Source organism: Streptomyces sp. NPDC006140 (assembly GCF_040628815.1).
Taxonomy (GTDB): Bacteria; Actinomycetota; Actinomycetes; order Streptomycetales; family Streptomycetaceae; genus Streptomyces.
The window spans coordinates 1-13,941 of record NZ_JBEXTS010000020.1; the positions used below are offsets into that span (position 1 = coordinate 1).

Below are 13,941 nucleotides of genomic sequence, written 5' to 3' on the forward strand. Positions count from 1 at the left end.
GAGAAGTACCAGCTCAGGCCCCGCGACTGGGCGGCCGCCGCACGCGAGGGCCGCACCATCGCCCCGCTGCTGACCCGGCTCAACACCATCCGGCGGGAACACCCCGCGCTGCGCCGGCTCCGGAACCTCCGCTTCCACCACACCGACAACGACGCCCTCATCGCGTACAGCAAGCGCACCGGGTCCGACGTGGTCCTGGTGGTCGCCAACCTCGACCCGCACCACGCCCAGGAGGCCACGGTCTCGCTCGACATGCCACGACTCGGCCTGGACTGGCACGCGTCGGTGCCGGTGCGCGACGAACTCACCGGCGAGACCTACCACTGGGGTCGCCGCAACTACGTGCGCCTGGAGCCGGGGCGGGCTCCGGCGCACGTGTTCCACGTCCAGTCGCCGCCCGCCGCGCAAGGGAACGGAGGGGCAGGAACGTCATGACCGTGAACGAGCCCGTGCTGGACACTTTCGAGGACACTCCCGTCAGGGACCGCGACCCGGAGTGGTTCAAACGCGCCGTCTTCTACGAGGTGCTCGTCCGCTCGTTCCAGGACAGCAACGGCGACGGCGTCGGTGACCTGAAGGGCCTGACCGCCAAGCTCGACTACCTCCAGTGGCTGGGCGTCGACTGCCTGTGGCTGCCGCCCTTCTTCAAGTCGCCCCTGCGCGACGGCGGCTACGACGTCTCCGACTACACCGCCGTACTGCCGGAGTTCGGCGACCTCGCCGACTTCGTGGAGTTCGTCGACGCCGCCCACCAGCGCGGCATGCGCGTGATCATCGACTTCGTCATGAACCACACCAGCGACCAGCACCCGTGGTTCCAGGAATCACGCAAGGACCCCGACGGGCCCTACGGCGACTACTACATGTGGGCCGACGACGACAAGGGCTATCCGGACGCCCGGATCATCTTCGTCGACACCGAGACGTCCAACTGGACCTTCGACCCCGTGCGCGGCCAGTACTTCTTCCACCGCTTCTTCTCGCACCAGCCCGACCTCAACTACGAGAACCCGCGCGTCCAGGAGGAGATCCTGGCCGCGCTGAAGTTCTGGCTGGACCTCGGCATCGACGGCTTCCGGCTGGACGCTGTGCCGTATCTCTACGCCGCCGAGGACACCAACTGCGAGAACCTGCCCGCCACGCACGCCTTCCTCAAGCGGGTCCGCCGCGAGATCGACGCGCAGTACCCGGACACCGTGCTGCTCGCCGAGGCCAACCAGTGGCCCGAGGACGTCGTCGACTACTTCGGCGACTACGCGACCGGCGGCGACGAGTGCCACATGGCGTTCCACTTCCCGGTCATGCCGCGCATCTTCATGGCCGTCCGCCGCGAGTCCCGCTACCCGGTCTCCGAGATCCTGGCCAAGACCCCGGCCATTCCCTCGGGCTGCCAGTGGGGCATGTTCCTGCGCAACCACGACGAGCTGACCCTGGAGATGGTCACCGACGAAGAGCGCGACTACATGTGGGCCGAGTACGCCAAGGACCCGCGGATGCGCGCCAACATCGGCATCCGCAGGCGGCTGGCTCCCCTGCTGGACAACGACCGGCACACCATCGAGCTGTTCACCGCGCTCCTGCTGGCCCTGCCGGGCTCGCCGATCCTGTACTACGGCGACGAGATCGGCATGGGCGACAACATCTGGCTCGGCGACCGCGACGCCGTCCGGACCCCGATGCAGTGGACCCCGGACCGCAACGCCGGGTTCTCCACCTGCGACCCGGGCCGCCTCTTCCTGCCGGCGATCATGGACCCGGTCTACGGCCACCAGGTGACCAACGTCGAGGCGTCGATGTCCTCGCCCTCGTCACTTCTGCACTGGACCCGCCGCATGATCGAGATCCGCAAGCAGAACCCGGCCTTCGGACTCGGCTCGTACACCGAACTGTCCTCCTCCAACCCGGCGGTGCTGGCGTTCCTGCGGGAGTACGAGGACGACCTGGTGCTGTGCGTGAACAACTTCGCGCGGTTCGCCCAGCCGACCGAACTCGACCTGCGCGAGTTCGCCGGGCGCCATCCGGTGGAGCTGTTCGGCGGGGTCCGCTTCCCGGCCATCGGTGAACTTCCGTACCTGCTGACCCTCGGGGGCCACGGCTTCTACTGGTTCCGGCTCACTCGAGTCGCATCGCGCATCGGCCGGCGACTGTGAGCATGCGCCGACGAAAGGAGGCGTGACCATGCCGAAGACCGCATCCCTCCGCCCGGGCCTCACGCGCCTGGCCGAGCCCATGGAGTCGCTCGGCGGGCTGCTGCGCGACTGGCTGCCCAGGCAGCGCTGGTTCGCGGGCAAGGACCGGCCCGTCACGGAGCTCGGCCTGCTGTCGATGACCGAGCTCTTCCCGGGCTGTCTGCACCTGCTGGTCCACGCCGGGCACGCCGGCCACACCGGCGTGCCCTCCCCCGGCGGGGCGCCCCCGGCCGGGGACTGCTACCAGCTGCTGCTCGGCGTACGGGAGCATCCGTCGCCGCGCCTCGGACGGGCGCTGATCGGGCAGGTGCAGGACGGGCCGCTCGCCGGCCTGACGGTCTACGACGCGCTGCACGACCCCCGTTCGGCCCAGCTCCTGCTGGACCGGCTGCGGCACCCCGGCACGGCGGGCCCGCTGCGCTTCGACTGCGACGCGGACCAGCAGGTGCCCGCCGGACTGGTGCCGCGCCTGCTGGACGCCGAGCAGTCCAACTCCTCGCTGGTCTACGGCGACGAGTACATCCTCAAGGTCTTCCGGCGCATCCAGCCGGGCGTCAACCCGGACCTGGAGGTGCCGGGGGCGCTGGCCCGCCAGGGCTGCCACCGTGTCCCGGCGCCCGTGGCCTGGTTCCAGACCAAGCACCCGTTCAAGGCCACCCTCGGCGTGCTGCAGCCGTATCTGCGGGACGCCTCCGACGGCTGGACGCTGGCGCTGCACGCGCTGGCCGCCGGGGACGACTTCACGGCCCACGCCCGGGCGCTGGGCGCGGCCACGGCGGAGGTGCACCTCGCGCTGGCCTCGGCCTTCCCGGTCGGCGAGCCGGGGGAGAACGGGCGGACGGCCGCCGCGATGAACGAGCGCCTGACCGCCGCCGCGCACTGCGTGCCCGCGCTCCAGCCGTTCGTGCCGGGCCTGCGGGCCGCGTTCGCCGCCCTGACCACCTGCGACGTGGGGCCGCCCGCCCAGCGCATCCACGGCGATCTGCACCTGGGGCAGGTGCTACGGGCCGGACGCGAGTGGTTCGTCATCGACTTCGAGGGCGAGCCGTCCCGGCCGCTCTCCGAACGGCGCAGCGCCCACTCCCCCGTGCGGGACATCGCCGGGATGCTGCGCTCCTTCGACTACGCCGCCCGGCAGCGCCGCCCCTGGCGCCCGGAGTGGGCCCGCCGCTGCCGCGAGGCCTACTGCGCGGGCTACGCCGGCCGCGCCGGCTGGGACCCCCGCAAGAAGCACGGACTGCTCCGCGCCTACGAGACGGACCGGGCCGTGTACGAGGTGCTGTACGAGGCACGGCACCGCCCCGACTGGCTGCCTGTACCGATGGCGGCGATCGAGCGCCTCGCCGTGAGAGGAGACTGAGCCGTGGCCCTGAAGGACACCTCAATCCCGGAGCCGTCCGGCCCGGTCCCGGGCACCACCGCGCCCGCCCTGAGCCCCGAGGACCGGGGACGCCTGCTGGCGGGCGCCCACCACGATCCGCACGCCCTGCTGGGCGCCCACCCGGTGCCCGGCGGGATCGTGTTCCGGGCGCTGCGCCCCTTCGCCCGCTCCGTGAGCGTGGTGATCGACGGGCAGCGCACCGCCCTCGCCTCGGAGGGCGACGGCCTCTTCTCTGGCGTGCTGCCCCTGGCGGCGATCCCCGCGTACACGCTGCACGTGGCGTACGACGGCGGTGAGCAGGAGGTGCACGACCCGTACCGCTTCCTGCCCGCGCTCGGCGAGCTCGACCTGCACCTGATCCGCGAGGGCCGGCACGAGCAGCTGTGGCAGGCGCTCGGCGCGCAGCCGATGACCCACGAGGGCGTGCCCGGCACCCGGTTCACCGTGTGGGCGCCGAACGCGCAGGGCGTGCGGGTCGCCACGGACTTCACCTACTGGGACGGGACGCAGTTCCCGATGCGCTCGCTCGGCGCGTCCGGCGTGTGGGAGCTGTTCCTGCCGGGCGTCGGCGAGGGCACCGCGTACAAGTTCGAGATCCACTCCCGGTACGGCCACCGCTTCCTCAAGGCGGACCCGATGGCCCGCCGCTGCGAGGAGCCGCCCAACACGGCGTCGATCGTGACGGCCTCGCACTACGAGTGGGGCGACGCCGAGTGGATGGCGCACCGCGCCGACACGCCCGTGCACGAGGCGCCGTTCTCGGTGTACGAGGTGCACCTGCCGTCCTGGCGCCCGGGGCTGACCTACCGGCAGCTCGCCGAGGAACTCCCCCGCTACGTCAAGGACCTCGGCTTCACGCACGTGGAGCTGATGCCGGTCGCCGAGCACCCCTTCCACGGCTCCTGGGGCTACCAGGTCACCGGGTTCTACGCGCCGACCGCGCGGCTGGGCTCCCCGGACGACTTCCGGTACTTCGTCGACGCCTGCCACCGGGCCGGCCTCGGCGTGATCATGGACTGGGTGCCGGCGCACTTCCCGAAGGACGACTGGGCGCTGGCCCGCTTCGACGGGGACCCGCTGTACGAGCCCGGGAACGAGCGGCGCGCCGAGCACCCGGACTGGGGCACGTACGAGTTCGACTTCGGCCGGACCGAGGTGCGCAACTTCCTGGTGGCCAACGCGGTCTACTGGTGCGAGGAGTTCCACATCGACGGGCTGCGCGTGGACGCGGTGGCCTCGATGCTCTACCTGGACTACAGCCGCGAGGACGGCCAGTGGGAGCCCAACGCCTACGGCGGCCGGGAGGACCTGGCGGCCATGGCGTTCCTGCAGGAGATGAACGCGACCGTGTACCGGCGGGCCCCGGGCGTCGTCACCATCGCCGAGGAGTCCACCGCCTGGGGCGGGGTGACCCGGCCCACCGACACCGGCGGGCTCGGCTTCGGGCTGAAGTGGAACATGGGCTGGATGCACGACTCGCTGGAGTACATCTCCCACGAGCCGGTGCACCGCAAGTACCACCACCACGAGATGACGTTCTCGATGGTGTACGCCCACAGCGAGAACTACGTCCTGCCGATCTCCCACGACGAGGTGGTGCACGGCAAGCAGGCGCTGGTGTCGAAGATGCCGGGCGACTGGTGGCAGCGGCGCGCGAACGTCCGCGCCTACCTCGGCTACATGTGGGGCCACCCCGGCAAGCAGTTGCTGTTCATGGGGCAGGAGTTCGCGCAGGGGGCCGAGTGGTCCGTGGAGCAGGGGCCGGAGTGGTGGCTGCTCGACGAGGGCTACCACTCGGCGGGCGACCACCGGGGCGTGCGCGATCTGGTCCGCGACCTGAACGCGGTCTACCGGGCGACGCCCGCGCTGTGGCAGTGCGACACCCGGCCGGAGGGCTTCCGGTGGGTGGCGGTGGACTCCGCGGACGACAACGTCTTCGCGTTCCTCCGGTACGACGCCGAGGGCAACCCGCTGCTGGCGGTGTCGAACTTCTCCCCCGTCGTCCGGCACGACTACGGCCTCTGGGTGCCGGGTGACGTCGTCGCCTGGCGGGAGACCCTCAACACCGACGACGCGCGCTACGGCGGCAGCGGCGTGACCAACGCGGATCCGGTCAAACCGGAGGACGGCTGTGTCCGGATCACGCTGCCTCCGCTGGCCACCGTGTGGCTGACGCCGTTCGCTGTGTGAAGTCCTGCCGTTCCGCCAGGTGTCCCACCGCCTGTGAGGGGCACTGGTGGTCGTACCACCGGGACAACCCGGTGGTCGACGCGGCAGGCACAGAAGGGCGGGCATCAGGGTGCGCACCGTCGGAGTGGAGGAGGAACTCCTCCTGGTCGATCCGGAGACCGGGGACCCGCGGGCACTGTCCGCTGCGGTGCTCGCCCGGGCGGCGCAGGACGACGCGGATCAGGACATGTTCGAGAAGGAACTCCACGAGCAGATGCTGGAGTTCGCCACCCATCCGCAGTCGTCCATGGAGGCCCTGCGCGCGGAGATCGTCCGCTGCCGCAAGGAGGCCGCACGGCACGCCGGGGAGATCGGCTGCACGGTGGCGGCGCTCGCCACCTCCCCGCTGCCGGTGAGCCCCGCCGTCGGCGTCAACCGGCGGTACCAGTGGATGGCGGAGCAGTACGGCATCGCCACCCGGGAGCAGCTCGTCCTGGGCTGCCATGTGCATGTGGCGGTCGAATCCGACGAGGAGGGCGTCGCGGTCATCGACCGGGTGCGGCCCTGGCTGCAGGTCGTGAAGGCGCTCAGCGCGAACTCGCCGTTCTGGCAGGGCAAGGACTCCGGGTACAGCAGCTACCGCAGCCGGGTGTGGCTGCGCTGGCCGTCGGCCGGCCCGACCGAGATCTTCGGCTCGGCGGAGCGGTACCACCGGCTGATCGCGGACATGGTGGCCACCGGTGCCCTGCTCGACGACGGGATGATCTACTTCGACGCGCGGCTGTCCCAGCGGTACCCGACGGTGGAGATCCGGGTCTCGGACGTCTGCCTGCACTCGGGTACGGCCGTGCTGCTCGCCACCCTGATCCGCGGGCTGGTCGAGACCGCCGCACGCGAGTGGCGGGCCGGCCGGGAGCCGCTCGACCACAGTGTCAGCCTGCTGCGGCTGGCCGACTGGCAGGCGGCCCGGTCCGGTCTCACGGGCGAGCTGCTGCACCCCGCGACCATGCGGCGCATGCCCGCCGAAGCCGTCGTGCGGGCCCTGCTGGAACACGTCGAGGAAGCCCTCGCGGACACCGGTGACCTGGAGCGGGCCCGGACCGGGTGCGAGGAACTGCTGCGGGACGGCAACGGCGCCCAGGTGCAGCGGGAGCTGTACGAGCGCACGGGGAGCCTGCGGGACGTCGTCACCGAGTGCGTCCGCCACACGCAGGCGTGAGACGCCCCGCCCTGCCCGGGCGCGGGTTCACAGGATCAGGACGAGGGCGTAGGCCAGGAAGAACGCCGCGATCAGCACCACGAGCACGATGATCAGCGTCATCGGTCCCTTGGCCCAGCCCTTGGGCGGGTTGTGCGTCTCCCGGGGCCCCGCCTCGGGCAGGCTGCTCTCCGCGGGCGGGGTCTCGCCCGGCGGCACGCCGCCACCCGGCTCCAGGCCGGTGGTGCGCTCTGGTTCGGGATCGGGATTGATGTGACTCATGTCGTCCGGGTCCCCCGATCGCGCCCGGATCATCAGGGGGTCCCACTTCCGTATTTCCCGACTCGGAGGGTCCCGCCTCGACTACATTCGAGCACCGCGCCGATGACGGTACCCGTCGGCAATGTCACACCCCGTACATGTCAGGAGCAGTGCATGCGTGATGTCGGCCTCGCTCCACCGGCCGTCGCCCCGCTGACCGGCGGGCTCGCCGACAGCGTCTTCGAGGCGGCGGACCGCGAACCCACCCGGCCGATGCTCGCCCGCCGTACCGACCCCGCCTCCGCCGTGTGGGAGGAGGTGACGGCGATCGAGCTGCGCGACGAGGTGGTGGACGTGGCCAAGGGCCTGATCGCCTCCGGGATCGCGCCGGGCCACCGCGTGGCGATCATGGCGCGCACCCGGTACGAGTGGACGGTCTTCTGCTACGCGCTGTGGGCGGTGGGCGCCGAGGTCGTCCCGGTGTACCCGACGTCCTCGCGCGACCAGGTGGAGTGGATCCTGCGGGACTCCCGCTGCGTGGCCGTCGTGGTCGAGGACGAGCAGGGCGTGATGACCGTCGGCTCGGTGTGCGCGTCGCTGCCGCTGCTGCGCCACGTCTGGCAGCTGGACACGGGCGCGCCGGCGGAGCTGACGGAGCGCGGGGAGGCCGTCCCGCTGGCCACGGTCGACTCGATGCGCCGCATCGTCCTGCCGGACTCCACGGCCGTCATCGCCTACACCTCCGGCACGAGCGGCCACGCGCGGGGCTGCGCGCTGAGCCACCGCAATCTGGCCGGCCCGTGCGACACGGTGCTGGCCGGCTGGGGGCACACGGCGGCCGCACGCGGGGAGCAGGGCTCGGTCCTCGCGTTCCTGCCCTTCTCCCACGTGTACGGACTGATGATCCAGAACGTGTGCGTGCGCGGCGGTCTGCTGATGGGGCACCAGGCCGACCTGAGCGCCGAGGCGCTGTCGTCGGCGCTGCGTTCCTTCCGGCCCACGTACCTCTACGCGGTCCCCTCGGTCCTGGAGAAGATCTACAAGAACTTCCTGCGCACGGCCCAGCAGGGCGGTCACGGCGGGCTCTTCGAGCGGGCCGCCGAGACGGCGCGGGACTTCGCCGCGGCCCTGGAGCGCCAGCGGCTGGGACGGGGCCGCGGGCCCGCCTTCGACCTGCGGTTGCAGCACGCCCTGTACGAGCGCACGGTGTACCGCCGGCTGCGGTCCGCGCTGGGCGGCCGGGTACGGCGGGCGACCTCCGGCGGCTCGTCCCTCAGCCGCGACCTGTCCCTCTTCTACGAGGGCATCGGCATCTACGTGCACGACGGGTACGGCCTGACGGAGACCGCCGGCGGGGTGACGATGCAGCCGCTGGGCCGGGAGAAGTCCGGGACGGTCGGGCAGGCGCTGCCGGGCACGGAGATCCGGGTGGCCGACGACGGGGAGATCCTGGTGCGCGGCCCGTCGGTGTTCCAGGGGTACGTGGGCGACGAGGCCGCCACCCGGGCCGCGCTGCGCGGGGGCTGGCTGGCGACCGGGGACCTCGGGCAGCTGGACTCGGAGGGCTATCTGACGATCACCGGCCGCAAGAAGGACATCATCATCACCAGCAGCGGCAAGAGCGTCGCTCCGCTCGCCCTGGAGCAGCGGCTGCGGATGCACCCGCTCATCCACCAGGCGGTGGTCGTGGGCGACGACCGGCCGTGTGTGGGTGCCCTGATCACGCTGGATCCGGAGTTCCTGGCGCACTGGCGGGCGGCGCTGGCGCTGCAGGGCGAGATGCGGGAGGCGCGGGAGGAGAACGCGCTGCGGGAGGAGGTCGCGCGGGCCGTGGCTGCGGCCAACAGCGCGGTGTCCCGGTCGGAGTCGATCCGGGTGTTCCGGGTGCTGCCGGAGCCGTTCGACGTGAGCAACGGGCTGCTGACCCCGTCGATGAAGCTGCGCCGGGACGAGATCGTGCGGCACTACGCCTCCGAGATCGACGCGATGTACCAGTCCCGCAGGCGTCCTGGGCGGCGGAGCGCCGTGGACGAACCGTCGTACTGGGACGATTCGGACAGCGTGTTCCGCTGACCACGCACCCGGACGCGTAGGCCTCGCCCCCTCGGGAACACGCAACAGTGGCGACGCAAGAGAAAGGACGACAGCCCTGACGACAGCCCTTGCTGACGCCGGGCCGGAAAGGCGATATGTCAACCGAGCCGCGTGGGGATGACGCACTGACCTCCGAGGAGATCCCGAGCCGCACGAACAGCTTCGTGGGCGAGCCGCACGACGTGACGGGTGCGCGGCTGGCCGCGGAGGAGTTCCTGCGTGATCTGGCACGCTCCTCGCCGCCCTCTGCCCCCGAGTACTGGGACGACATCCTGTTGGTGGTGACGGAACTGGCCGCCAACGCGGTCCAGTACGCCCCGGGGCCGTTCGCGCTGCGGATGCGCCGGACCTTCGACGGGGTGCACGTGGTCCTGCACGACACCAGCACCACCGAGCCCGCCCCGCGCCCCTTCGATCCGCGCAGCGGTGGCGGCGGCATCGGCTGGCACCTGATCCACACCCTGTGCGACCAGGTCAGCGTGGTGACCGACGACCGGGGCAAGGACGTGCACGTGTTCCTGCCCTGGTGAGCCGGGAGCGTCACGGGCGCGAGGCGCCCGTGACCCGCTCAGACCGAGGTCGCCGCGCGCGGCGGCAGGCGGTGGTAGTAGTCGCCCACGGCCGTCAGGTACTCCCGGTCCCTCGTCTCGCTGTCGGTCTGGAAACGGGGCGCCGCCTTGGCGTCTCCCCTGCTGCAGGCCAGGGTGATCTTCCGGGCCTGCGTGTCTATGCCGGTGACGACCCCGGCGGGCACCAGGACGCTGCGGCCGAACACCCAGACGCCGGTGTCGACGACCAGATGCCGCATGCCGTGCGGGGCGGCCTCGCGGTCCACGTGCCCGATCGTGCCGTCGGTCGCGGTGACACTGAACCCGGTCAGGTCCTGCCCCTCGGTGTGACCGCTTGCCGGCGCGTACGACCAGATTCTGTCGATGACCACGCTGTCCCATCCTCCCTGGCGGTGTGCTGATCGCTGAAGCCTGGCGGCCGGATGCCGACCGCCTGCTCCACAGCAGCAATTACCCCCCTGTCGCAAGCGCATTCGGGGCACCCGCCCCGCATCGTGCGACAGGGGGGATCCCGGGCGATCCCCGGCGATGTTCGGATCGGGAGGAATGGAGGGCGGTTCCCGGGGTAATCGCGGGGGCGCGGTGACATTCGGAGCCCCGTGAAGGGAGGCACATGAGAAACGGCACTCGAGTCCGCGACACGACCGGCGTCGCCCCGCACCGCGGTCACCCCCGGAGGTGACCAGCCCAGGCCGTAGCACTTGTTGGAGGTACCCGTGCCCCTCGCCCAGAACCCGCTGTCCGTGGAAGTCGAACTGCCCCGGGAGGACGTGGCCCTGATCACGGTCGACGGCTACCTGGACGTCGACACCGCGACCGAGTTCCAGGCCCATCTGGCCAACCAACTCCACCACGGCCGACGGCACTTCCTGCTCGAAATGTCGTCCGTCCCGTTCATGGACTCGTCGGGGATGAACATCATCCTGCGGGTGTACCAGGAGACCCGCGGGAACGCCGGCAGCGTGCACGTCATCAATCCGACCCCGGCCGTGCGGCGCATCCTCGACCTGACCGGCGTCAGCATCACGGTGCCGATATCGGAGAGCGTGGACGAGGCTCTGGCCCGTGTCGACGAAGGGCCGCAGGCTCCCGAGGAGGCGGAGGGACAGGGCGCCTGACGGACCGGGTGCCCCGGGGCACGGCGCCTGCGGAACCGGCGGCCCGGTGCCCTCGCTCCGCCCTGCCCGGACGCGGCTCGCCCCCCTCGCACGGTGTGACGGCGGTGGCCAACCGCCGTTGCCCTCAACCGGATCGCTTGCGCCGGATCCGGTGTCGTACGAGGTCGGGGCATGGTTAGAGTTGTCGGCCGGCAAGTGTCACAGCGCCGTCTCGTTGCCTGAAGCGGGTTCGGTCGACGCAACGCGGATGAGGAGAGAACCAGGTGCCGGAGCACGAAGCGGACGGACAGCTCGCCACGCCCACGCACGAGGTCAGGGACTTCCTGCACCGACGGCGGGAGCAGATCGCCCAGCGGTGGGCGGACGAGCCCTTGTTCCGCACGGTGTTCACCGTCTCGCGCGACGAGGCGGTGGAGGCGGGCAAGGTCGTCGTGGACGCGCTGGCGCAGGTGGCCGACTCGGACCAGGTGGAGGACCCGGACGCCGCCGGCTTCAGCGGGGTGCGCGAGCAGTTGTCCCGGATGGGCGCGGCGCGCTCCCGGGCCGGGCTGTCCAACACCCAGGTCTCCAGCGAGCTGGCCGCCCTGCGGCCGCCCGTCGAGAACCTGCTGGCCGCGGATCTGGAACAGGCGCCGCCCGAGCACCTGCGGGCGTGTTCGACCGCACTGACGGTGCTGATGGGCACCCTGCGGCTGGTGGCGATGCAGTCGGCGCTGAGCGAGTGGCAGGCGCTCAGCGACCGGCAGCGGATGCAGCTGATGGAGGTGGCCACGCCCGTCATCCGGCTGTGGGACGGCATCGTGGCCGTGCCGCTGATCGGGACGCTCGACAGCGCCCGCAGCCAGATCGTGATGGAGACGCTGCTGAACGCCGTCGTCGACCAGCACGCGCGGTTCGCGATCCTCGACATCACCGGTGTGCCCACCGTCGACTCGCTGGTGGCGCAGCACCTGATGAAGACGGTCGCCGCGGCGCGGCTGATGGGCGCCCAGTGCATCGTCTCGGGCATCCGCCCCGCCATCGCGCAGACCATCGTCCATCTCGGTCTGGACCTGGACGTGATCACCCGGGCGAGTCTCGCCGACGCGCTGGGTTACGCACTGCACCAGCTCGGCGCGGACATCGTGAACCCGGGTGCGGGTCAACGGTGAGCGAGGCGTACTCCCGACCCGTCACAGGCCATGTGCCGGTGCTGCGGCTCGGCGACGTCCTGCTGGTCACGCTCCAGGGGGACCTGCACGACAGCACGGCGCAGCAGCTCCAGCAGGACCTCACGGAGACGATCTCCCGTACCGGGGTGCGCGGTGTCCTCATCGACATCTCCGGCGTGGAGATCGTCGACTCCTTCCTCGGCCGGGTGCTGGCCGAGATCGCGGCGCAGGCCAGGCTGCTGGCCGCGCGCACCGTGGTGGCCGGCATGCGCCCGGCGGTCGCCATCACCCTGGTGGAACTGGGTCTGACGCTGCCGGGGCTGAGCACCGCGCTCAGCACCGAGGCGGGCATGGAGCTCCTCGCGCAGCAGGCCCCGCTGACCCGTCCCGGCGGCCCGCGTCAGGAGAGTCCGTGATGCACACTGCCGCGGGCGTCGAGGCCTGCCTGCCCATCCGGTCGGACATGGACCTTGTGTGGGTGCGACAGCATGTGCGGCAGGCCGCTGCCCGGCTCGGCTTCGGCCTGGTGGAGCAGACCAAGCTCGTCACCGCGGCCAGTGAGCTGGCCCGCAACACCCTCGTGCACGGCGGGGGCGGACAGATGGAGGCGACGCACGTCAGCAGCGGGACCGCCCAGGGGCTGCGGCTGGCCTTCTCGGACGAGGGGCCGGGCATCGCCGACCTGGACCAGGCGCTCAGCGACGGCTACACCTCCGGCGGCGGGCTGGGGATGGGGCTGAGCGGGGCCCGCCGGCTGGTGCACGACTTCGACATCGAGAGCACGCCCGGCGCGGGCACGACCGTCCGGGTGACCTGCTGGGCGGGCCGGCCGCCGCGTCCGCGCGAGGAGGTCTGATGCCACGCGTGTGGGACGTCCCGGTGCGCGACTCGACCCGGGTGCGCGACGCGCGGGTCGCCGCCGAGGGCGCGGCCGCGCTGGCCGGGCTGGACGAGCGGCGCACCGCCGCGGCCGCGCTGGTCGCGACCGAGCTGGCGACGAACCTGCTCAAGCACGCCGAGGGCGGGCAGGTGCTCATCGACGTCGTGGACCCGGCCGAGCCGGTGGACGGCCGGACGCGGGCCCGGGTCGTGCAGATCGCCGCGATCGACCACGGGCCGGGCATTCCCGACGTTCCCGCGGCCGTGCGCGACGGCTTCTCCACGACCCGCTCGCTCGGGGCCGGGCTCGGCACGTGCCTGCGTCTCGCCGACGACTTCGCCCTGCACAGCACGCCGGGCCGCGGCACGGTCGCGGTGGCCCGCGTGGGGTCGACGCCCCGGGGCGGAGCAGGCTCCGCGGGGTCGTCGGTGACGGTGTGGGCGGACGGGCTGTCGCGGGGCCCGGGGCCGGGCACACCGGGCGGATCCCCGCGGGGCACCCGGGGCACCGGTGCCTGGCCCGAGGGCCCGGGTGCCGGTGGCGCGCCGTGGCCGGGCGGGCCCGAGGGCCCAGGTGCCGGCAGCGCGCCATGGCCGGGTGCGCCCGAGGGCCCAGGTGCCGACGGCGCGTCGTGGCCGGGTGTCGGGCCGGGCGGCGATGCGCGGGCGGACGCGCCGGTGGTCGCCGTGGCGTGCGGCGGTCTGGCCGGGCACCCGGCCGGGTCCGGTGCCGCGGGGGGCGCCGGCCTGCCGGTCGGCGGGTCCGCCGGTGGCGGCGCGCCGGCGGACGAGCCGGGCCGCCGTACGCCGGTGGATCGCCCGCTGCCGGGCGCAGGCGCGCCGGAGGGCGAGCCGGGCGGCCGTGCGCCATGGGATCGCCCGCTGCCCGGCGCCGGCGCAGCCGGACATGCGGACCGGGCCGGTGCGGCGCC

General features: G+C 72.3%; 13 protein-coding genes and 1 pseudogene. 12 read left to right on the forward strand and 2 right to left on the reverse strand.

What is annotated here, in order from left to right; genetic code table 11:
• The 5 genes from ABZ386_RS36070 to ABZ386_RS36090 form a co-directional block, all read left to right on the forward strand.
• A partial coding sequence (locus ABZ386_RS36070) for an alpha-glucosidase C-terminal domain-containing protein (RefSeq protein WP_358967814.1) occupies window positions 1–435 on the forward strand: 435 nt, incomplete at its 5' end.
• Entirely contained in the window at window positions 432–2,150 is a 1,719-nt protein-coding gene (gene treS, locus ABZ386_RS36075; protein WP_114250040.1) for a maltose alpha-D-glucosyltransferase, read from the forward strand. The genes ABZ386_RS36070 and treS, both read left to right, overlap by 4 nt.
• Before the next feature lie 28 nt (window positions 2,151–2,178).
• Complete coding sequence (locus ABZ386_RS36080; protein WP_351348355.1) at window positions 2,179–3,549, forward strand: maltokinase; 1,371 nt, start codon at window positions 2,179–2,181, stop codon at window positions 3,547–3,549.
• 3 nt (window positions 3,550–3,552) lie between these two features.
• Window positions 3,553–5,760 (forward strand): 1,4-alpha-glucan branching enzyme, encoded by a 2,208-nt coding sequence (gene glgB, locus ABZ386_RS36085; RefSeq protein WP_358967818.1) that lies wholly within the window; start codon window positions 3,553–3,555, stop codon window positions 5,758–5,760.
• Between the two features lie 109 nt (window positions 5,761–5,869).
• Window positions 5,870–6,958 (forward strand): glutamate--cysteine ligase, encoded by a 1,089-nt coding sequence (locus ABZ386_RS36090; RefSeq protein ID WP_355721449.1) that lies wholly within the window; start codon window positions 5,870–5,872, stop codon window positions 6,956–6,958.
• Window positions 6,959–6,985: 27 nt separating this feature from the next.
• On the opposite strand, the gene ABZ386_RS36095 is transcribed toward ABZ386_RS36090, so the two are convergent.
• Window positions 6,986–7,219 carry a DUF6480 family protein gene (locus ABZ386_RS36095; RefSeq protein WP_351348361.1) on the reverse strand — a complete coding sequence of 78 codons (234 nt, stop codon included), beginning with the start codon at window positions 7,217–7,219 and terminating at the stop codon, window positions 6,986–6,988.
• A gap of 153 nt (window positions 7,220–7,372) precedes the next feature.
• Here ABZ386_RS36095 and ABZ386_RS36100 point away from each other — a divergent pair, with 153 nt between their 5' ends.
• Both ABZ386_RS36100 and ABZ386_RS36105 read left to right on the forward strand, forming a co-directional pair.
• Window positions 7,373–9,271, forward strand: coding sequence for an AMP-dependent synthetase/ligase (locus ABZ386_RS36100; protein WP_351348363.1), 1,899 nt, complete (start codon window positions 7,373–7,375; stop codon window positions 9,269–9,271).
• 116 nt (window positions 9,272–9,387) lie between these two features.
• A complete protein-coding gene (locus tag ABZ386_RS36105; RefSeq protein WP_031118746.1) occupies window positions 9,388–9,822 on the forward strand; it encodes an ATP-binding protein in 435 nt (144 codons plus the stop codon).
• Window positions 9,823–9,860: 38 nt separating this feature from the next.
• On the opposite strand, the gene ABZ386_RS36110 is transcribed toward ABZ386_RS36105, so the two are convergent.
• Window positions 9,861–10,232 (reverse strand): PRC-barrel domain containing protein, encoded by a 372-nt coding sequence (locus ABZ386_RS36110; RefSeq protein WP_114250045.1) that lies wholly within the window; start codon window positions 10,230–10,232, stop codon window positions 9,861–9,863.
• Window positions 10,233–10,577: 345 nt separating this feature from the next.
• Between ABZ386_RS36110 and ABZ386_RS36115 the strand changes: the two genes are divergently transcribed.
• The 5 genes and pseudogenes from ABZ386_RS36115 to ABZ386_RS36135 form a co-directional block, all read left to right on the forward strand.
• Window positions 10,578–10,979, forward strand: coding sequence for an STAS domain-containing protein (locus tag ABZ386_RS36115; RefSeq protein ID WP_351348366.1), 402 nt, complete (start codon window positions 10,578–10,580; stop codon window positions 10,977–10,979).
• A gap of 263 nt (window positions 10,980–11,242) precedes the next feature.
• Entirely contained in the window at window positions 11,243–12,130 is an 888-nt protein-coding gene (locus tag ABZ386_RS36120) for an STAS domain-containing protein (RefSeq protein WP_351348368.1), read from the forward strand.
• Complete coding sequence (locus tag ABZ386_RS36125; RefSeq protein ID WP_351348370.1) at window positions 12,127–12,546, forward strand: STAS domain-containing protein; 420 nt, start codon at window positions 12,127–12,129, stop codon at window positions 12,544–12,546. Before ABZ386_RS36120 ends, ABZ386_RS36125 begins: the two co-directional genes overlap by 4 nt.
• Window positions 12,546–12,986, forward strand: a complete 441-nt coding sequence (locus tag ABZ386_RS36130; protein ID WP_114250049.1) for an anti-sigma regulatory factor — start codon at window positions 12,546–12,548, stop codon at window positions 12,984–12,986. The genes ABZ386_RS36125 and ABZ386_RS36130 overlap by 1 nt, the downstream gene beginning before the upstream one ends.
• A pseudogene (locus tag ABZ386_RS36135) lies at window positions 12,986–13,399 on the forward strand (anti-sigma regulatory factor); the annotation flags it as partial. The gene ABZ386_RS36130 and the pseudogene ABZ386_RS36135, both read left to right, overlap by 1 nt.
• Between the last annotated feature and the right edge of the window lie 542 nt (window positions 13,400–13,941).